18 protein-coding genes and 1 pseudogene are annotated in these 18770 nt (G+C 69.6%); 7 read left to right on the top strand and 12 right to left on the bottom strand.

Features of this window, described 5'->3' with window-relative positions; all coding sequences use genetic code 11:
- Nucleotides 1–125: 125 nt before the first annotated feature.
- Nucleotides 126–731, bottom strand: a complete 606-nt coding sequence (locus GNZ18_RS21495) for a cadmium resistance transporter (RefSeq protein ID WP_312874655.1) — start codon at nucleotides 729–731, stop codon at nucleotides 126–128.
- Nucleotides 732–762: 31 nt separating this feature from the next.
- Here GNZ18_RS21495 and GNZ18_RS21490 point away from each other — a divergent pair, with 31 nt between their 5' ends.
- A complete protein-coding gene (locus tag GNZ18_RS21490; RefSeq protein ID WP_246250113.1) occupies nucleotides 763–1212 on the top strand; it encodes a VOC family protein in 450 nt (149 codons plus the stop codon).
- Nucleotides 1213–1531: 319 nt separating this feature from the next.
- Here the strand turns inward: GNZ18_RS21490 and GNZ18_RS21485 are convergent, their stop codons facing one another.
- The 3 genes from GNZ18_RS21485 to GNZ18_RS21475 all read right to left on the bottom strand — a co-directional run bounded on the left by GNZ18_RS21485 (nucleotide 1532) and on the right by GNZ18_RS21475 (nucleotide 5544).
- Nucleotides 1532–3067: a DHA2 family efflux MFS transporter permease subunit gene (locus GNZ18_RS21485; RefSeq protein ID WP_246250112.1), complete on the bottom strand. Its 1536-nt coding sequence runs from the start codon at nucleotides 3065–3067 to the stop codon at nucleotides 1532–1534.
- Between the two features lie 236 nt (nucleotides 3068–3303).
- Nucleotides 3304–4902: a hypothetical protein gene (locus tag GNZ18_RS21480; RefSeq protein ID WP_156218316.1), complete on the bottom strand. Its 1599-nt coding sequence runs from the start codon at nucleotides 4900–4902 to the stop codon at nucleotides 3304–3306.
- A gap of 243 nt (nucleotides 4903–5145) precedes the next feature.
- Nucleotides 5146–5544, bottom strand: a complete 399-nt coding sequence (locus GNZ18_RS21475) for an ATP-binding protein (RefSeq protein WP_156218315.1) — start codon at nucleotides 5542–5544, stop codon at nucleotides 5146–5148.
- Between the two features lie 185 nt (nucleotides 5545–5729).
- On the opposite strand from GNZ18_RS21475, the gene GNZ18_RS21470 reads away from it, so the two are divergent.
- Both GNZ18_RS21470 and GNZ18_RS21465 read left to right on the top strand, forming a co-directional pair.
- The gene (locus GNZ18_RS21470) at nucleotides 5730–6578 is read left to right on the top strand and encodes a helix-turn-helix domain-containing protein (RefSeq protein ID WP_156218314.1); all 849 of its coding nucleotides are present in this window, start codon (nucleotides 5730–5732) and stop codon (nucleotides 6576–6578) included.
- A complete protein-coding gene (locus GNZ18_RS21465) occupies nucleotides 6575–6856 on the top strand; it encodes a DUF397 domain-containing protein (RefSeq protein ID WP_156218313.1) in 282 nt (93 codons plus the stop codon). The genes GNZ18_RS21470 and GNZ18_RS21465 overlap by 4 nt, the downstream gene beginning before the upstream one ends.
- A gap of 39 nt (nucleotides 6857–6895) precedes the next feature.
- Here the strand turns inward: GNZ18_RS21465 and GNZ18_RS21460 are convergent, their stop codons facing one another.
- Together GNZ18_RS21460 and GNZ18_RS21455 are read right to left on the bottom strand one after the other, a co-directional pair.
- Nucleotides 6896–7717 carry an SAM-dependent methyltransferase gene (locus GNZ18_RS21460; RefSeq protein ID WP_308166060.1) on the bottom strand — a complete coding sequence of 274 codons (822 nt, stop codon included), beginning with the start codon at nucleotides 7715–7717 and terminating at the stop codon, nucleotides 6896–6898.
- 115 nt (nucleotides 7718–7832) lie between these two features.
- A complete protein-coding gene (locus GNZ18_RS21455) occupies nucleotides 7833–8105 on the bottom strand; it encodes an Imm21 family immunity protein (protein ID WP_156218311.1) in 273 nt (90 codons plus the stop codon).
- Between the two features lie 20 nt (nucleotides 8106–8125).
- Between GNZ18_RS21455 and GNZ18_RS21450 the strand changes: the two genes are divergently transcribed.
- Nucleotides 8126–8959, top strand: coding sequence for an alpha/beta fold hydrolase (locus GNZ18_RS21450; RefSeq protein ID WP_216651397.1), 834 nt, complete (start codon nucleotides 8126–8128; stop codon nucleotides 8957–8959).
- 3 nt (nucleotides 8960–8962) lie between these two features.
- On the opposite strand, the gene GNZ18_RS21445 is transcribed toward GNZ18_RS21450, so the two are convergent.
- Nucleotides 8963–9319 (bottom strand): VOC family protein, encoded by a 357-nt coding sequence (locus GNZ18_RS21445; RefSeq protein WP_156218310.1) that lies wholly within the window; start codon nucleotides 9317–9319, stop codon nucleotides 8963–8965.
- Between the two features lie 129 nt (nucleotides 9320–9448).
- Between GNZ18_RS21445 and GNZ18_RS21440 the strand changes: the two are divergent.
- Nucleotides 9449–10320: pseudogene (locus tag GNZ18_RS21440) on the top strand (IS1634 family transposase); the annotation flags it as partial.
- A gap of 20 nt (nucleotides 10321–10340) precedes the next feature.
- A complete protein-coding gene (locus GNZ18_RS43230; RefSeq protein WP_281378076.1) occupies nucleotides 10341–10469 on the top strand; it encodes a hypothetical protein in 129 nt (42 codons plus the stop codon).
- Nucleotides 10470–10487: 18 nt separating this feature from the next.
- On the opposite strand, the gene GNZ18_RS21435 is transcribed toward GNZ18_RS43230, so the two are convergent.
- Nucleotides 10488–11021, bottom strand: coding sequence for an Imm21 family immunity protein (locus tag GNZ18_RS21435; RefSeq protein ID WP_216651395.1), 534 nt, complete (start codon nucleotides 11019–11021; stop codon nucleotides 10488–10490).
- 53 nt (nucleotides 11022–11074) lie between these two features.
- Here GNZ18_RS21435 and GNZ18_RS21430 point away from each other — a divergent pair, with 53 nt between their 5' ends.
- A complete protein-coding gene (locus GNZ18_RS21430; protein WP_156218308.1) occupies nucleotides 11075–11407 on the top strand; it encodes an MmcQ/YjbR family DNA-binding protein in 333 nt (110 codons plus the stop codon).
- Nucleotides 11408–11412: 5 nt separating this feature from the next.
- Here GNZ18_RS21430 and GNZ18_RS21425 read toward each other — a convergent pair whose 3' ends face one another.
- The 4 genes from GNZ18_RS21425 to GNZ18_RS21410 are packed head-to-tail and all read right to left on the bottom strand — an operon-like array spanning nucleotide 11413 to nucleotide 18744.
- Nucleotides 11413–14673 (bottom strand): NACHT N-terminal Helical domain 1-containing protein, encoded by a 3261-nt coding sequence (locus GNZ18_RS21425; protein ID WP_156218307.1) that lies wholly within the window; start codon nucleotides 14671–14673, stop codon nucleotides 11413–11415.
- Between the two features lie 44 nt (nucleotides 14674–14717).
- The gene (locus GNZ18_RS21420) at nucleotides 14718–15866 is read right to left on the bottom strand and encodes an acyl-CoA dehydrogenase family protein (protein ID WP_156218306.1); all 1149 of its coding nucleotides are present in this window, start codon (nucleotides 15864–15866) and stop codon (nucleotides 14718–14720) included.
- Nucleotides 15863–16795 carry a hydroxymethylglutaryl-CoA lyase gene (locus GNZ18_RS21415; protein WP_156218305.1) on the bottom strand — a complete coding sequence of 311 codons (933 nt, stop codon included), beginning with the start codon at nucleotides 16793–16795 and terminating at the stop codon, nucleotides 15863–15865. The genes GNZ18_RS21420 and GNZ18_RS21415 overlap by 4 nt, the downstream gene beginning before the upstream one ends.
- The gene (locus GNZ18_RS21410; RefSeq protein ID WP_156218481.1) at nucleotides 16792–18744 is read right to left on the bottom strand and encodes an acetyl/propionyl/methylcrotonyl-CoA carboxylase subunit alpha; all 1953 of its coding nucleotides are present in this window, start codon (nucleotides 18742–18744) and stop codon (nucleotides 16792–16794) included. Before GNZ18_RS21410 ends, GNZ18_RS21415 begins: the two co-directional genes overlap by 4 nt.
- Nucleotides 18745–18770 lie beyond the last annotated feature (26 nt).

Genomic DNA, 18770 nt, shown 5'->3' with positions numbered 1-18770 from the left:
CCGCAGCCTCCACGCCATGCCCGGACGGCACCACACCGTGACAAATCTATGCCGCCGGAGTAGTGGGAAAGTGGCGCTGAGTCACCTCGTGCCCCTCTGCGACCGGTTGAGAAGAAGTTCGCGGCTCAGGCTATTTCGGCGAGTACGCCGGACTCGATGATGATGAGGCCGCCGATGGCGACGAAGACGGCGGGGACGAGCCACCGGCCGTAGCGCTCGACGATCTCGATGACCTTCTTGTGCGAGCCGAGCCAGGAGGCGGCGAGGCACCACAGGGCGACTCCGACGGCGAAGACGCCGATGGTGACGAGCGTCGGGGCCGTGCCGGTGGTCCGGAAGACGGGTGTGTAGACCGAGATGTTGTCGGCCCCGTTGGCGATGGTCACACCGGCGACCGGCAGCAGGCCGGTCGCGACGGCGGGCGACGTGCCGTCTTCGCCGTCGCGCGTGCGGACGGCGGCGACCAGCCCCTTGACGCCGAGCGCGAGCGGGACGAGGCCGAGCAGGCCCACCCGGTCGTCGGGCACGATCGTCAGACCGAGCGCGGCGACGACGGAGACGAGCACGAGGGCCGCGATCCCCGCGTACTGACCGCCCCAGATCTGCCACGGGCGGGGGCGGCCGGTGGCGCGCGAGGACAGGAACAGCACGGTCAGCACGATGATGTCGTCCACGTTCGTCCCGGCGAACATGCCCGCCGCCGTCGCGATGGTGCCCACGATCCCGTCCACGGCCAGGAACGTATCGGATCGACTCACCGCAATGCGCACGATCATCCGGTGCCCCGACCTCCGGGGTCCGCCCCGTGGGGGCGGGCCCGCCGCCGTCCGCGAGAATCGGCGGATGCTGAGTATCGGTTCCGTCGTACTGGGCGTCTCGGATGTGCCGCGTGCGGCCGCCTTCTGGACCCAGGCCCTCGGGTACGTTCCACGTGAGGAGATGGAAGACGACTGGGTGGTTCTGGTCCCGGCGGAGGGGACCGGGGTGCAGGTGTCGCTCGGTCTCAGTGAGACGCCGGTCCAGGAGCACCCGCGGGTCCACCTGGACCTGTACGCGGGGGACGCGGCCGATCAGGCCGCCGAGGTCGAGCGGCTGGTGTCCCTGGGCGCCCGGCGCGTCGACTGGGACGACTATCCGGACGACGCCGACTTCGTCGTGCTCGCCGATCCGGAAGGCAATCGCTTCTGCGTCATCGACACCGGTCGCCACTGACGGGGTCGGCGGTGATCTGGCGGCGGGCCCGGACGGTGCCGTCCCATGCCGCGTGGACCTGGCGTTGCCGAGGCGGGGTGGGAGACGTCTCGCGCCGGGCCGCGTAGCGCGGGCGAGCCGGCATCGCGGAGCGTTCCGCGTCCTGCCGCTTCGATGTGCGTCGTGGGCTTGGCCGGCGCGGTGCCGCGGTTCGCGCCGGGCGGTCGCAGGGGGACGGCGCCCTCGTGGCGATTCGGTGGGCTGGGGGAACGCCACGGCCCTGCGACTCCGGGGAGTCACAGGGCCGTCGTGATCCGGTTCTTGCGCGGCTGGGTTTCGGTCAGTGCATGGGCATGGGCGCGTCGGCGGCCGGGGTCTCCGGCTTCTTGCGCGGCAGCAGCAGGGCCGGCAGGAAGGCGAAGATCAGCAGGCCCGCCGCGTACCAGTAGGTGTGCTGGAACGCGTCCGCCATCGGCTTGGCGATCTTGTCCATGACCGCGTCCGGGATCTTCTCCGCGGAGCCGATCTCGCCCCCGCCGGAGCCGCCGAGGTTGGAGGCGAGGCGGTTGGCCAGCAGCACCGAGATCATCGCGGTGCCGAGCGAGGCCGACACCTGCTGGATGATGTTCAGCATCGTGCTGGCCCGCGGGACCTCGTCGTGGGCGAGGGTCTGGATCGCGGCGGCCATGGTGGGCATCATCGTCATGCCCATGCCGAGGCCGGTGACGAACAGGACCGAGCCGAGCACCCAGTAGGACGTGTCGGCCTCCAGGACGGAGGCGAAGCCCGCCATCGACGCCACCACGACGACCATGCCGACGAGCACGACGCGTCCGGGGCCGATGCGGTCGGTCAGCTTGCCGCCGATCGGCATCGTGATCATCGCGCCGAGGCCCTGCGGGGCCATCAGCAGGCCCGAGTGCAGCGCGCCCTGCTGGCGGACGGTCTGGTAGTACAGCGGCAGCAGCAGCATCGCGCCCATGAACGCGGCCATGAACAGCACCATCGTGCCGGACGCGGCGGCGACCGAGGGGCGCTTGAGCAGCCGCAGGTCGATCAGCGGGCTGCGGGCGGTCAGCGCGCGGGCGACGAACCCGAGGACCAGCGCCGCGCCGACCGCGGTGTAGATCGCCGACTCGGGCTTCAGGAAGTCCTTCAGCTCGGCGCCCTTGGCCAGGCCGTAGATCAGCGAGGCGAGGCCGGGGGAGAGCAGGACGAGTCCGATGACGTCCAGCCGCTCGGTCCGCTGCGGCTTGTCACGCTTGAGGATCTTGGCGGCCATCAGCAGCGCCACGATGCCGATCGGCAGGTTGATGAAGAAGATCCAGCGCCAGGACACGTCGTCGACGAGATAGCCGCCGAGGATCGGGCCGAGGATCGGGCCGAGCAGCATCGGGATGCCGACGACGCTCATCACCTGGCCGATGCGCTGCGGCCCGGCCGCCTGGGCGAGGATCGTCATGCCCGCGGGCATGATCATGCCGCCGCCGAGGCCCTGCAGGACGCGGAAGGCGATCAGCGACTCCGCCGACCACGCCGAGCCCGCCAGCATCGAGCCGACGACGAACAGCGCGATCGAGATCATGTAGAGGCGCTTGGTGCCGAACCGGGCGGACGCCCAGCCGGTGATCGGGATCACGGTCGCCAGCGCGAGGGTGTAGCCGGTCGCGACCCACTGGATCGTGGACAGGGGAGTCTCGAACTCCCGGGCGAGATCGTTGATGGCGACGTTGACGACGGTCACGTCGAGGATGGACATGATCGCGCCGAGGACGACGACCATGGCCGCCGCGAGGACGCCGCGGTCGAGACCTCCGCCGGAGGCCGGGGCCTCCACCTGGCCGTCCGCCGCCTTGGGGGACGCGGGAGCGGTCAACTCACTTCCAATCGTCGAGGTCCCGGGCAGGGCATGCCGGGGCCGGGGGTCGTTGTCGGGGGATGCCGCAGCAAAATACTGCAGAGACTGACACTTTCGCGAACGATTAAACCGTGCCGTCTGCCGGAGTATTCCGTCGGGGTCTGACATTTTGTCCTCGCCCCGGCCACCAGGATCAATCCTCAACCAAGGTCGAGGTCAACCGGATGTGACGCGCCTGACAACGCCGCCGCAGGTCAGGGGGTGAACGCGGCTTCCAGGAGGGCGAGGAAGCCGGTCGTCGCCGGGGCCGGGACCTCGGTGCCCGAGAGGAGCCGGTCGAGCCATCGGCGGTCGACCAGGCCGGTCGCGGCGACCGGCTCCAGCAGGCTCGGCTCGGCCCGCCAGTGCGTCACGAGCGCGCGCGCCAGCGCGGAGGTGGCCGTGGCGGAGTCGCCGCGCCGCGACAACCTCTGACGTGTCTTGTGGACGACCTTCGTCCCCTGGTCCCGGGCCGTCCGCACCAGCGTCAGCGGGCGCGGCGCCATGAGCGCGGCCGGGCGGACCCCCGTGTCCATCGGGAGCGCGGCCAGCTCGGGGTCGAGCGCCGCCACCAGCCGCGCGTTGAACCGCGAGCCGCGCTTCACCTCCGGCGGCAGCGCCTCGGCGAGCGCGACGAAACGCGGGTGCAGCAGCGGGTTGAGGCAGGTGTGCTCCGTGCACGAGCTGGTGATGACCGCGCCGACCGAGCGGTGGTACCGCTGCCGGTAGTAGTAGGCGTCCGTGGCGGAGAGCCAGTCCCCGCCTATGCCGGTGAAGATCTCGCGCAGGCGGGCCTTGGCGGCGGCCTCGGATTCGCGCGCGAAGTCCGGGTCCAGGCACGCGGAGTCGACCGGGTCCAGGCTGAAGATGCGCCACCTCGCCAGCCGGTCGACCAGCTTGGGCGTGACGCTGGGGCGCCCGCGCTGCATCGCGTAGTACATGCCGCGCGCCAGCTCGCCGCCGAGGCCGCTGATGCGCGGCGCCTCCCCCGTCTGCTCCTCGACCCACTCCAGCAGGCTCAGGTGCAGCGGGTTGAGGACCTGCTCGCGACGGCGCGAGGCGTCCAGCACCAGGCGGTGCACCTCGGCCGGCTCCAGCCGCTGGAGCCCCGCCAGGTCGATCACCTTGTACCGCATGCGGTACCGCTCCGCGAGCATCGCGGCCGTGGCGGCGTCGCCGCTGTCGTCGGCGCTCAGCGTGAGCGTCTCCAGCCCGGCGCGGCGGGACGGCGGAATCGCCGCCAGGACGAGACGCGTGTCCAATCCGCCGGACAGTTGCAGGATCGCGTCCGGGTGCTCGTCCAGGCACTGCTGCATGGTCGTGCGCAACAGCGCCGCCAACTCCCGCACCGCCTCCTCGACACGCGGCGCGTGTCCGGTACGGAAGTCACCCGGGTCGATCTCGCTCTCGATCAGCCGCCCCTTCGCGAGCGTCCAGCCGTGCCCGGCGCGGAGCGTGTGCACGCCGTCGAACGCGGTGTCCTCGTCGAGGAAATGGCCGACGAGGCGGTAGACGCCGAGGGCCTCAAGATCCGGGCCGCGCCCCGCGAGCCTGGCCAGTTCCCGCGCGGACGTCCCCGTGGCGGCCCACCTGTCGCCCCGGACTCCGTAGAGCTGCCGCATACCGAGCCAGTCGGACGCCACCCGCACCGTGCCGTTCTCCGCGGCGGCACCGGCGAAAGGCGCGGCCAGGTCCGCCAATCCCTGTCCGCTGAGGATGCGCTTGCGCAGCGTCGATGCGTCCTGGACGGCGAACGCGTGGTCGTGTGGCCGCAGGACGAGGACAGTGGCTCCAGACGGATCCAGTTCTGTCACCGCCTCGTCCGGCACGGGCGCCGTTTGGCCGGACGTGGCCGAAACCGCCAGCAGTCGCGAGGAAGTGCGCATGGACCGTCCCGAAGGTAATGGCGGGAAGCAGTTGAAGCCTAGCTTTTCCGCGCTCATCCCGACAGAAGTGGATTTACCACATTCGGCCGCGAATAGGGGGTTATCCCTGCATTGACGGCGGCGTTTGACGCTCGGACGTTCCTGCTGGCCGGGACCGGACGTCATTTCCTGTCAACCATCCCGGGACATCTCGAACCACACCGCGTGGCCCCCTCCCCGCCGCCCGACCCCCCACCGGTCGGCCATGTAGGCGACGATGATCAGACCGCGCCCGCACGTCCCCATCCCGTCCACGACCGCCAGGTGGGGGACGGTCTCCGAACCGCCGTCGTCGACGACCTCCATGCACACGATCCGCTCGGAATGGCTCACCTCCACCCGGACATGCCCCTTGCGACCGGACTCGGTATAGCGCACGGCGTTCGTCACCAACTCGCTCATGCACAGCGCCGCGTCGCCGAGTGCGGGATGCTCTCCCAGCAGCCCCCTCAGCCACTGTCGCGCGCGCCCCGCCGCCCGATCCGCGCCGGGCAGGATGAGCGTGTCGAACCTCAGAGCCGGCAGCGTCATCGCCTCACTCCTTCCAGTCGCCGTCGCCGAAAGAATGAGCCGACCCCGCAATGCCACGGGAGAGGTTCGCCGCCCTCGGCCCCAGATCCTTCGGCCCGCTTGCCCGAGGCACTTTTGACTGAGGCACTTTTGCCGACCTGGCCGATATCGCCACCGGTCACGTATTGTCCGTGCATGATTACTCCATGGAGAACGCGCAGCGCCCGACCATGCGAAGCCGCAAGCTCGGCCAGCGCCTTCGCGCCATCCGCGAGGAGCGCGGCCTCACCCTCCAGCAGGCCGCCCGGGTGCTGAACCGCACCCCGTCCTCCCTGAGCAAGCTCGAAACCGGCAAACGCGGCATCCGCCGCCCCGCCCTGGAGAACATGCTCGACCGCTACGGGTACGCCGACCCGGTTCAGCGCGCGGCCCTATTCGACCTCGCCCGTCATACCACCGCCAAAGGCTGGTGGTACCGCTATGAAGGGAAACTCTCTCCCTCGATGCTGGATTACATCTCCCTGGAAGCTGAGGCCAGGTCGATCAGGAGTTTCCAGCTCCACTTGATCCCCGGCCTCCTCCAGACAGTCAACTACGCGCGTGCGGTCATCGCCTCCGGCATCTCCCAAGGCATGGAGCCCGACATAGACGGCCTCACTGAGATCCGCATGCGGCGACAGAAAATTCTTTTCAAAGAAGGCGGCCCCGGCCTCTGGGCGATCGTATGCGAAGCTGCCCTCCGCCAGGAGTTCGGCGGACCCGGAGTGTTGAAGGGGCAGCTCAGGAACCTGGTAGAGCTCTCGAAGCTGCCGAACGTCACCCTCCAGGTGCTTCCATACTCCGCAGGGGCCCATCCTGGTCACAACGGCTCCTTCACCACCCTGAGGTCCGACGAGCTGTCGGTCGTCCTGGTTGAGAACCTGACCAGCGGCTGGTATTTGGAGAACCCGGACGACATCCGCCGACACGATGTCGTCTTCGATCATCTGAGAAGCGCTGCGCTCTCGCCAGACGATTCCCGTTCATTCATCGAACGGCTAATCTCAGAGTCATGACCCCTCAGCAGCTCATCTTCTCCCCATGGCGCAAGAGTCGTCGCAGCGGCGGCGAAGGGCAAGAGTGCGTTGAAGTGGCCGCCGCATGGCGGACGAGCAGCCACAGCAGCGGCGGCGAGGGCCAGTGTGTCGAGGTGGCGCCGCTGGTCGATCGGCTGGTGGCGATGCGGGACTCCAAGGATCCGGACGGGCCGATGCTGTCCATCGCGCCGGGCGCGTGGACGTCCCTCCTGGCCGACATCAAGGGCGGCGTGCACGACCTAGGCGCCGCCGGCTGAGCGGACGAAGTGACGGCGGCCCCTCGCCTCGGACGCGTGTCAGCGTTTGATGGCGAGGCCGCCGTACATGGAGACCTGGGAGTCGTCGATCTTGCGGGCCTCGTCGTCCGGACGCCAGTGGTGGACGGGCGTGACGCCGGGCTCGATCAGTTCCAGGCCCTTGAAGAAGCCTTCGATATCGGCCTTCGTGCGCGCCTTGGAGTGGATGCCGCGCGCGTTGTACTCCTTGATGGCGGTGCCGACCTGCTTGGGGGCGCTGTCGATGGCGATCGTGGAGAGCGCGAGGAAACTGCCGGACGCCAGCGGCTCCAGCAGGCTCTCGACGATGCCGTGCGCCTTCGCCTCGTCGTGGAGGAAATGCAGGACGGCGATGAGGCACAGCCCCACCGGCCGGCTCAGGTCGAGCGTCTCCCGCACTTCCGGGGCGGCGAGGATGCTCTCCGGGTCGCTCACGTCGGCGTCGATGTAGCGGGACCGCCCCTCGGGCGTGCTGGTGAGCAGCGCGCGGGCGTGCACGAGCACGATGGGATCGTTGTCGACGTAGACCACCCGGCAGGACGGATCGACCTTCTGCACGACCTCGTGGAGGTTCGGCGAGGTCGGAAGCCCCGTCCCGATGTCGAGGAACTGCCGGATACCCCGCTCGGCCGCCAGATAGCGAGCCACCCGCACCATGAAATTGCGGTTCGCCCGAACGGAGGTGCGCATGTAGGGGGCGACCTTGACGACGTCCTCGGCGGCCTTGCGGTCGGCTTTGTAGTTGTCCTTGCCGCCTAGCAGATAGTCATAGACCCGGGCCGAGTGCGCCACATCGGTCCTGAGGTCGACCGAGGACGGGCCGTCGTCTGGACTATCCGGCACGGCAACTCCCATAAGTCTTCGCGGTGGTACGCGTCACACAGTAGTGAGACTCGCCATCTTACGGTCAACGTCCGCGCGCGGTGATCTGCAAGCCGAACTGGCCGCATCCGGGCTTTCATGGCTTGTCGGAGAGTAGCCGGACGATACCGACCCGGGTTTCCGGTCCTGTCGCAATTGATGCGAAGCTGACCCGAAATGTGCCCGGAGCGAGATCGATGAGTAGGTGGTTCTCCGGCTGCTGATCCAGCAGTGTGGTACCGGGCCAGACCGAGTCGAACAGGACGACCGGGCCGGGCACCGTCCAGTGGACCTCGGTCTCCCACTCCGCCGCGTCGAGCAGGGCCTCCACGCCGTCCAGCAGGGCCTCCTCGGACCTGACTTGGCTCAAGATCGCTGATCTTGGGTAGGGTGCTGGCTGTTGAGCTGCGGTTTCGTCGTGTGAACGGCGAAAATCTGCGCACTAAGCGGCCGGTTCTAGGGGTCTGCCCATCGCTTCCCGGTTACGGCTTCAGCGACAAGCCGGCCGCGCCGGGGTGGGGGATCGAGCGGATATCCGACACGTGGTGCGAGCTGATGGCCCGGCTCGGCTACCGGCGGTTCGGCGCCCAGGGCAGCGACTGGGGCACCAGCATCGCCACGAGCATCGGTCAACGGCAACCCGATCGGGTCGCCGGCATCCATCTCATGCCGCCGCTCGCACCGCCCGATCCGGCCACGTTGGACGACCTCACCGGTGCCGAGCGGGCGGCGCTCGCGACACTGCGGGAGGCGGACGAATGGGGCTCCGGATACTCGGCGCAGCAGTCGACCCGGCCGCAGACGGTCGGCTACGGGCTGGTCGACTCGCCGGCCGCCCTCCGCGCCTGGATCGTCGAGAAGTTCTGGTCGTGGACCGACTCCGGTGGCGACCTGCATCGGGTTATTACCCGGGATGAGCTGCTCGACAACCTGATGCTCTACTGGCTGCCCGGCACCGGTGCCTCATCCGCCCGGCTGTACTGGGAAAGCCTCCGGCAGGTCAACGAACAGATCTCCGGGTCGGCCGGCGCGCCGGTGACCGTACCCACCGGCTGTTCGGTCTTCCCCAAGGAGCTGCAGCGCCCGTCTCGGCGGTGGGCGGAGCGCCGGTTCCCGAACATCCGGTACTGGAACGAGCCCGGCAAGGGCGGCCACTTCGCGGCGTTCGAGCAGCCGGCGTTGTTCGTCGACGAGGTCCGGTCATTCTTCCGGCCGGTCCGCTGATGGTCACCCGTACTCGGTAAGCGGCTGGCTAAAGATCAACAAGTGCCCATCGGGTGTCCGTACGTTGAAGTCGCGCATCCCGTAGGGCCGGTCGGCCAGCGGCTCGACGATGTCGGCGCCGCGGGCGCGCAGCTCGTCGTGGCAGGAATCGACGTCGTCGACGACAACCGTCACCCTGGCCGGGCCGGCGCTGCTTTCGGCGTACAGGTGGAACTCGGCGGTGTCGCGGATCACGGCCGCGTAGCTAGGTGGGGTCTCCCAGGTGAATATGGTGTCGAATCCGAGCACGTCCGTGAAGTACGACCGCGCTGCCTGCACATCTCGGCACGGCAGCACGGGAACCGCCACCCGCATGACCATTGCGTCACCTTACCTGACTTTCGGCTCAAGATCGCTGATCTTGGGTAGGGTACTGGCTGTTGAGCTGCGGTTTCGTCGTGTGAACGGCGAAAATCTGCGCACTAAGCGGCCGGTTCTAGGCTGTCTCTCGTGGCGTATGTGCGCACGGAGAAGACGGCGTCGGGGGCCAGGGCGGTGCAGATCGTGCACTCCTCGCGGGTCGCGGGTCGCGGGTCGCGGGACATCGAGCACATCGGCTCGGCGCATGACGATGCGGCGTTGGAGGCGCTCAAGGCGGTGGCGAGGCGGCGTCTGGCTGTGGGGCAGCCCGAGCTCGACTTTGGCCCGGACTTCGCGGCGTTGCAGGCCGGCAGTGGTGCTGGTGGTGGGCCGCTTGCGATCACGTCGTCGCGGATGGGGTACCTGTGGGACGCGCTCGGCCACGCCTACCAGCTGTTGGGGTTCGAGGAGGCCGCTGGTGGTGACGAGGTGTTCCGATTACTGGTGCTGGCACGGATCGTCGAGCCGACCAGCAAGCTGGACAGTCTGCGGGTGGTCGAGGAGGCAGGTTTCGACCCGCCGGCCTACGCGACCCTCAAGCGGCGTCTGCCCGCCTTCGCGAAAGAGTCCTGGCGGCAGAAGTTGGCCGCGGCGTGCGCCCGCACCGCTGATCTGGGGCCGGCGTCACTGGTTCTCTACGATGTGTCCACCTTGTACTTCGAGACCGATACCGGGGACGGGTTCCGTGAGCCCGGGTTCTCCAAAGACCGCCGCCTAGAGCCGCAGACCACGATCGGCTGCTCACCGACGCAAGCGGGTTTCCGTTGATGGCTAACGCGTTCGAGGGCAACCGGGGCGAGACCACTACGATGCTGCCGACCATCCGTGCGTTCATGGATGCCCACCAGCTGGCCGATGTCACGGTCGTGGCCGACGCCGGCATGATCTCTGCGGCCAACCAGCAGGCCATCGGGGCCGCGGGGTTGTCGTTCATCCTCGGCGCGCGGATACCCGACGCACCGGCTGGTCGATCAAGAAGTTCGTGCGCACCACCCGCCGCGACCGCACCATTGACATCCAGGCCGGCGAGCACACCCTCACCGCCGTCGACCCGCTACCCGACGACCTCCGCGATGCCCTCACCCGCATCCACGACCGCGGCGCGCACTAATTTGAGCCAAGTCAGGTTTCATGGCTTGTCGGAGAGTAGCCGGACGATGCCGACCCGGGTTTCCGGTCCTGTCGCAATTGATGCGAAGCTGACCCGAAATGTGCCCGGAGCAAGATCGATGAGCAGGTGGTTCTCCGGTTGCTGATCCAGCAGTGTGGTACCGGGCCAGACCGAGTCGAACAGGACGACCGGGCCGGGCACCGTCCAGCGGACCTCGGTCTCCCACTCCGCCGTGTCGAGCACGGCCTCCACGCCGTCCAGCAGGGCCTCCTCGGACGGCGCCCATTCCCACCGGACGAACGCCGACAGCTCCGGCAGGAAGGTGGTCGAATCCGGCACGTCGCCCAGGACGAGCGCCTGCGCGTCTCCGACCTCCAGGACGCCGAGGGAGTCGTCGATCTTGCACGCCCGCCCGTAGTCGCCCCACTCCGCCGGATCGTTGACCTCCTGCCCCGCCGGGTCCGTATGCCACAGCGGCAGAACGGATCGGGGCAACACCACCAGCGGGCCGCCCAACGACTCGACCCACGTTCTCGCGTACTCGTCGTCCACACTCGGCAGGCTAGCCCCCGAAACCGTCCGACCTGCCTGGTAGACCTCCCCACATGAACGTTGAGGAGTTCCTGAAGGCCGTGCTCGCGCTACCGGAAGTGACCGAGCGTGACGCGTTCGGAGGGATGACGGGCTTCCGAGTGCGGGGCAAGGGCTTCTGCTACCTCAACGAGCCCGACGGGACCGTCCTCCTCAAGGCGACCCGCGAAGAACAGGCCGCCCTCGTCGCCGAAGACCCCGAGACCTTCACGCCGTCCTGGGCAAGCGGCCGCTTCGCCTGGCTAGAGGTCGACCTGGCGACAGTGGACCCGGATGAACTGCAAGAACTCGTCACCGAAGCCTGGCGCCTCTCAGCCCCCAAGCGCCTCACGAAGACGCTGACGTAGCGGCCTCATTCTGAGAGGACCTTCAACCGCCGCCCGAGTGCCGCTCCACCGCGCATGCTCTGCCTAGGGGAGATCGTCACGACTAGTTTCCGATTCGTCGCGAGCGGTTCCAGGTCGACACCAGGACCGATTTTCTCGATGTGCAGCCTCTCTAGCCTCGGCAGTTCGCTGAGGCAGGCTATGTCTGTCACATTCGGGCACTCTCTCAGGTAGAGCGTCCGCAAATGTCTGAGGCCGGTGAGAAGGCTGAGGTCGCGAACGGCATTACCGGAGAGGTGCAGTGTTCTTAGAGCGGAGAGGGTGGCAAGGGTGTCGATGTTCGACACCGGCTCCACCAGTGCGAGGCGGAGGTGTGCGAGGGGAAGGGGTGCCAGCGGGCTCAGATCGCGCACCCATTCACAGTCTTCCAGAATTAGGTGTTCCAAGTCCGGTGCCTGGGGCACGACGTCGGCGAGGTCGCACCTGAGACGGGATCCGCTCAGGGCCAGGGCGGTCAGCCGCTCCAGAGTGGGCAACATCGTTACGTCGGTTAGGTGCTGACTTCCGAAGAGCATGAGGGTGTGCAGATTTTGATGACGCTTCAGGGACTTGAAATCGGTGATGTCGGTACATTCCGTTATCCAGATCTGTTCGAGCTCTGGAAGGTCGTCCAAGAAGCGAAGGGTGGGAAGACCGGGCTGTTCGAGGGTAAGCGCGCGTAGTCGGGGAAGATAGGCGAGGCGGAACGGCGTCGGCGCCACGCCACCGGCGTAGTGGGTCAGATGTTCGACCGATTGCGCGTGATGGCCGAGATAGGAGAAATCGGCTTGCTCATGCGTTTGAACGGTCAAATATGTGAGGGGTGGGAGTAGTTGAAGGGCCTTGGCCATGGCAGGTGAAAGATCGACCCAGCGGGCCGCATTCGGGGGAGCGGCGGCCAGAACCCTGACGGCATACTCCTCGGGGTCGAAGTACTTCCACGCCTGATCCAGTTCGTACTGCACCATAGATCGTGGATCGCTGCCGTAGCGCGAGAGGACGTCGAGCGCGGCAGGGCCGTTCACCAGGCGTGCCAGATGAATAGCGGCCCTCGCGGCGGGTTCGGATACCCCGGCCAGGGTTTGGGGGAGACGGGTCAGAGCGGGTTCGCCGATGGCGGCGAGGGAGCGGGCCGCCGCGATGCTGCGGGGAGGCGTCAGGGAGTCCAGGCAGCGATCGAGGTCGGCACGCAGATCGTCCGGCACGGACGGGAGGGTCTCCAGGCAGGACGCTGCCACCAGCCGGAGAGTACGGGCCCGGCGAGGTTCTGACGCGGCACGGTCCAGGATGCCGCTGATCAACTCGCGGCGGAGGGGCTCGTTGGCGTGGCCGGCGGCCATGACGACCGTTTCCCGCCAGGCGTCGAGATGGGCGTTGCGGATGAGCAGGTCCATGTCGCCGAGGTCGGCGGCCTGTTTGGCGGCGAGGTATTCCTGAACGGTCCGGTGGACGAAGTCGATGCGTCCCGGCACCGGTTCCCGGATCACGCCGCTGCGCTGGAGCAGTGAGTCGAGGACGTCATGGGCCGGGAGGCGGAGCCGGGGTATCTGCGCCAGCCGATCGGCGACGAGACCCTCGACCGTCGTCTTGGGCAGTTCCACACGTCCGCTGGTCGACAGGTGCCAGGCCAGGCCCTGAAGTACGCGGATCTTCTCCTCGCGTTCAAGCGGGCTCGGAATTCCGCGTTTCGCATCGCGGATGTCCAGCAACATGTTGAGCGTCGCGGCATACAGGGCCATGCGGTTGCGGGGGAGGCTGTCGCGGTCGAGGTTCAGCGCGCACAGCATCGCGGCGAGGAGCGGGTTGGACGCGAGTGTCCGCAGATGAGGGGCCGCCTCCAGCCGTCCCAGCAACCGGGCTTCATAGCCGGGGAGCCGGTCAGGGGCGCAGGGAAGTTCCGAGCAGTCACGGACGGCGCTGTGCCAGTGGTGGACGAGGGCTCGCACGTCGGACGGGCCGAGCTGCTCCAGGAAGGCGGTCGCGAAGCCCTCCGCGCGCAGCCAGTCGGAGCCGGCGGCGGCGGGACGGGACGTTACGACGACCTGGATGCGAGGGAACTCCGCGATGAGTTGTCTGAGCCACGCTCGGACGGCCTGCCGCTGCGCTTCCGCGACTTCGTCCACACCGTCCACGAAGAGGAGGGCGCGGCCCGACAGCAGGCGGCGGTGTGCCCAACCGCGCGGCATGATCCCGACGAGGTTGCCCGCGACGTCGTCGAGGAACTCCTCGGGGCGGGGAAGCGGGCCGCCCGCGTGGCTGCGGAGCTTGATGACGAACGGGACCGAGCCGTTCCAGCCGGTGAGGGGCCCGGTGAACGCGCCGCGCGCGGCCGTGATCGCGAGCCAGCGCAGCAGCGTGCTCTTGCCCCCGCCCGCCTCGCCGCGCACGAGCATCAGCCGGTTCTTGCCGAGCGCCTGCTCGACCCGGACGCCGCCCACGTCGTCGTCCTCGCGCCAGTCGCTGACGGGCACCGCGTGCGGACGGTGCGGACGGCGCGGGGCGCTGTCGTCGGAGACGTTCAGGCTGATGTAGGCGACGCTGAGCGTGGTCTGCGGACGGGTGAACCGCTCGAACCGGACGCCGAACAGTTCCAGGGTGTCGAGGTTCTCACTGATGGAGGCGAGGTAGCGGCGGGTGAACTCCTCGTCGTGCGTCTCGCCCTCGGGGGCGGTGAGGGAGCGGGCGGGCAGCCGCGACAACACCGCACTGATCTGGTCGGACAACCCGGTAAGGCGATCGAGGGTCTCGACCGACGCGCGGGCCCCGAACTGCGGCAGGTGGATGAGAATGCGTGCTAGGCAGTCGCAGCACTCGTCCAGGACGATCTCGTAGAGCCGCGCCCCCGCCTCGCCCAGTTCGAGTTCGGCCTCGCGGGTGGAGAGGCGCGACCTCAACGAGCGGGCGAGCTTGACCGGGTCGGCGTCGGCGGCGAAGAACGCGTCGTCGGAGAGGTCGGCCGCCTCGATCGTGCGGGTGACCTCGTGGAGTGCGGCGTCGCGATCCCCGTCGGTGAGGCCGGGAAACTCGTGGCCCGCGAACGTCAGCAGCCGTTCGGCGACCGCGTCCGCGATGCCCTCGAACTGACGGTGGACGCGGCGCCGCTTGATCTCGTCCGGGAAACCGGTCTTGATCAGCTCGACCAGGTCCCTGCCCGCCGCGTCCCGGGTCGAGCGGGACGCCATCCAGCGTCCCGCCGCGACCTGGGCCACCGAGCCGCCGATCCGTAACGCGGCAACCTCGACCGACATCGCACCCCCATACCTCGGATTTCCAAGTATGACGGTGCGAAAGGTCAGGAGGGAGGGAGTCCGAGCGCGCGGGCGATGAGCATCCGCTGCACCTCGGAGGTTCCCTCACCGACCTCCAGGATCTTCGCGTCGCGGTAGAAGCGGCCGACCGCGTACTCGTTCATGAAGCCGTAGCCGCCGAAGATCTGGGTGGCGTCGCGGGCGTTGTCCATCGCGGCGTTGGAGGAGACGAGCTTGGCGATCGACGCCTCCTTCTTGAACGGCTGCCCGGCGAGCAGCTTCGCCGCCGCCGCGTAGTAGGCGAGGCGGGCCGTGTGGGCGCGGACCTCCATGTCCGCGACCTTGAACTGGATCGCCTGGTAGCGGCCGATCTCCTTGCCGAACGCCTCGCGCTCGCGGACGTAGCGCAGGCACTCGTCCACGCAGCCCTGGGCGAGGCCGACCGAGAGGGCGGCGATCGCGATGCGTCCCTCGTCCAGCGTCCGGAGGAACTGGGCGTAGCCCCGGCCGCGTTCGCCCACGAGGTTGTCGGCCGGGACGCGGACGTTGTCGAACGACAGCTCGCGGGTGTCGGAGGCCGACCAGCCGACCTTGGAGTACTTGCGGCCGACGGTGAAGCCCGGCGTGCCGTTCGGGACGATGATCGTGGAGATCTCGCCGTCGCCGGTGTAGGCGGTGACGGTGACGAAGGCGGTGATGTCGGTGCCGGAGTTGGTGATGAACGACTTGGAGCCGTTGATCACCCAGGTGTCGCCGTCCAGGTGGGCGGTGGTGCGCATGCCGCCGGGGACGTCGGAGCCGCCGCCCGGCTCGGTCAGCCCGAACCCGGCGAGCTTCTCGCCGGAGGTCAGCATGGGCAGCCAGCGGGCCTTCTGCTCGTCCGAGCCGAACCGGTAGATCGGCATCGCGCCGAGCGAGACGCCGGCCTCCAGCGTGACCGCCACGGACGAGTCGACGCGCGCCAGCTCCTCCAGGGCCAGGCAGAGCGCGAAGTAGTCGCCGCCCATGCCGCCGTGCTCCTCGGGGAACGGCAGCCCGAACAGGCCCATCTTGCCCATCGCCGCGACGATCTCGTACGGGAACTCGCCCTGCTCGTACAGGTCGCCGATCACCGGCGCGACGGTCTCGCGGGCGAACCGCTCGACCGTGCGGCGCAGCTCCTCCTGCTCGTCGGTCAGCGTGAAGTCGATCATGATTGCTCCGATCCGGGAGAGAGGGCCTGGACGACGCGGGACGGGCTCGGGCGGCCGAGGCGCCCGGCCATCCACCGGCTGGTCGAGACGAGTTCGCGGAGGTCCACGCCGGTCTCGACGCCGAGGCCGTCCAGCATCCAGACGAGGTCCTCGGTGGCGAGGTTGCCGGTGGCGCTCTCGGCGTAGGGGCAGCCGCCGAGGCCGCCCGCGGACGCGTCCACGATCGTGACGCCGGCCTGGAGGGCGGCGAGGGTGTTGGCGAGGGCCTGCCCGTAGGTGTCGTGGAAGTGGACGGCGAGCCGGTCGGTTCCGATGCCCGCGTCCGTGATCGCCCGGATCAGCGCGGTGACCTGGCCGGGCGTGCCGACGCCGATGGTGTCGCCGAGGCTGAGTTGGGAGCAGCCCATGTCCATCATGCGGGACGCGACGGACACGACCTGCTCGACCGGGACCTCGCCCTCCCACGGGTCCCCGCACACCATGGACACGTAGGCGCGCACCCAGAGCCCCTGGGCGCGTGCGCGGTCCACGACGGGCGCGAACATGGCGAGCGACTCGTCCACGGTGCGGTTGAGGTTGCGGCGCGCGAACGTCTCGGTGGCGCTGCCGAAGATCGCGATCTCGGTGGCGCCGAGCGCGAGCGCCCGGTCCAGGCCCCGCTCGTTCGGGACGAGCACCGGATAGCGCACGCCGGGGGAGCGCGGCAGCAGGCCGAGCAGCTCCTCGGCGTCGGCGAGCTGCGGGACCCACTTCGGGTGGACGAAGCTCGTCGTCTCGATCGTGCGCAGGCCCGCCCCGGCGAGCCGGGTCACGAACTCGGCCTTGACCCCGGCGGGGAGGACCGTGTCCTCGTTCTGCAGCCCGTCGCGCGGGCCGACCTCGTAGATCGTGACACGCTCGGGAAGCCCCGGCAGCGCCGTCGCCATCATGCCTCCTCGATCACGGCCAGCACCGCGTCCAGCGCGACCTGCGCGCCCGCGCGGACCGGCAGGCTCGCCACGACGCCCGCGAGCGGCGCGGTGACGGTGTGCTCCATCTTCATCGCCTCGACCACCACGAGCGGCTGCCCCGCGTCGACGTGGTCGCCCTCGGCGGCCTTGACGGCGAGGACCGTGCCCGGCATCGGGCTGCGCAACACCCCGTCACCGGCCGCGGCGGACGTGGCGCCGCCCTCGGCGCGGACGTGCTCGGTCAGCGCCCAGGCGTGGCCTTCCCGGCCGAGCCACAGGGTGTGCCCGTCGCGGGCGGCGGCGAACGGGATCGTCCGGCCGCCGTAGGAGAGGGCCAGGCCGGAGGGTGTGGCGGTCAGGGCGGCGTCGACCGGCGGGTCGTCGCCGATCCGGACCCTCGCGGACGCGGCGCGCCCCTGGACGCGGACCTCGACCGGGTCGCCGCCGGACGGGGTGATGATCCACGGGGTCCAGGCGTGGGCGCCGGGACGCCAGCCGTCCGGGACCGCCCACGGGTCGCCGGAGTCCCCGGGTTCGAGGGCGAGCATCCGTTCCAGCGCGGCGGCGGCGAACGCCTCGGGCGGGACGGCGGCGCCGGCGAGCAGGTCGTCCAGCGCGCGTTCGACCAGGCCCGTGTCGAGATCGCCCGACACGACCGACGGGTGGGAGAGCAGCGCGCGCAGGAACCCGACGTTCGCCTGCACGCCGAGCAGCGTGTAGGAGGCGAGCGCGCGGTCGAGGCGGCGCAGCGCCTCGGCCCGGTCGGCGCCGTGGACGACGACCTTGGCGAGCATCGGGTCGTAGGAGCCGCCGATCTCGGTCCCGGGGTCCAGGCCGGAGTCGACGCGCGCGGCGTCCGGCTCGGCCAGGGCGAGGACGCGGCCGCCGGTGGGCAGGAAGCCGCGCGAGGGGTCCTCGGCGTAGACGCGGGCCTCGATGGCGTGGCCGTCCAGGCGGACGTCCGCCTGCGCGAGCGGGAGGGGGTGCCCGGCCGCGACCCGCAGTTGGAGTTCGACCAGGTCAAGGCCGGTGACCAGCTCGGTGACGGGGTGCTCGACCTGGAGCCGGGTGTTCATCTCCATGAAGAAGAACTCGTCGGGGCGGTCGGCCGAGACGATGTACTCGACCGTCCCCGCGCCCACGTAGCCGACCGACTGCGCGGCGGCGACGGCGGCGGCGCCCATCCGGTCGCGGGCGGCGGCGTCCAGCAGCGGCGACGGCGCCTCCTCGATGATCTTCTGGTGCCGGCGTTGCAGGCTGCACTCGCGCTCGCCCAGGTGGACCGCGTCGCCGTGGGCGTCCGCGAACACCTGGATCTCGATGTGCCGGGGGTTCTCCACGAACCGCTCGACGAGCAGCGTGTCGTCGCCGAACGAGCCGCGCGCCTCGCGGCGGGCGGACGCGATGGCCTCGGGGAGGTCCGCCGCGTCCCGGACGAGGCGCATGCCCTTGCCGCCGCCGCCCGCCGACGGCTTGATCAGCACCGGCAGCCCGACCTTCGACGCGGCCTCCGCCAGCTCCGTGTCCGACAGCCCGCCCAGCGAGCTGCCGGGCACGACCGGCACGCCCGCCGCCGCGACCGTGGCCTTCGCGCGGATCTTGTCGCCCATCGCGTCGATCGCCTCGGCGGGCGGGCCGACGAACACGAGGCCCGCCTCGTCGCAGGCGCGCGCGAACCCGGTGTTCTCGGCGAGGAACCCGTAGCCGGGGTGGACGGCCCGCGCGCCCGACGCGAGCGCCGCGCCGACGACGGCCTCGATGTCGAGGTAGGAGGGCACGCGCAGCGCCTCGTCGGCCTCGCGCACGTGCCGGGCGCCCGCGTCGGCGGCGGTGTACACGGCCACCGACCGGACGCCGAGGCGGCGCAGCGTCCGGAACACGCGGACGGCGATCTCGCCCCGGTTGGCGACCAGGACGCTGTCGAACATCGCCTTTTCGGGTCGGGATGTCATGA

It is taken from the genome of Actinomadura litoris (assembly GCF_009733595.1).
Taxonomy (GTDB): domain Bacteria; phylum Actinomycetota; class Actinomycetes; order Streptosporangiales; family Streptosporangiaceae; genus Spirillospora; species Spirillospora litoris.
Note: the sequence above shows the minus strand (reverse complement) of the source record. Positions and strands in the feature narration are given on the sequence as shown.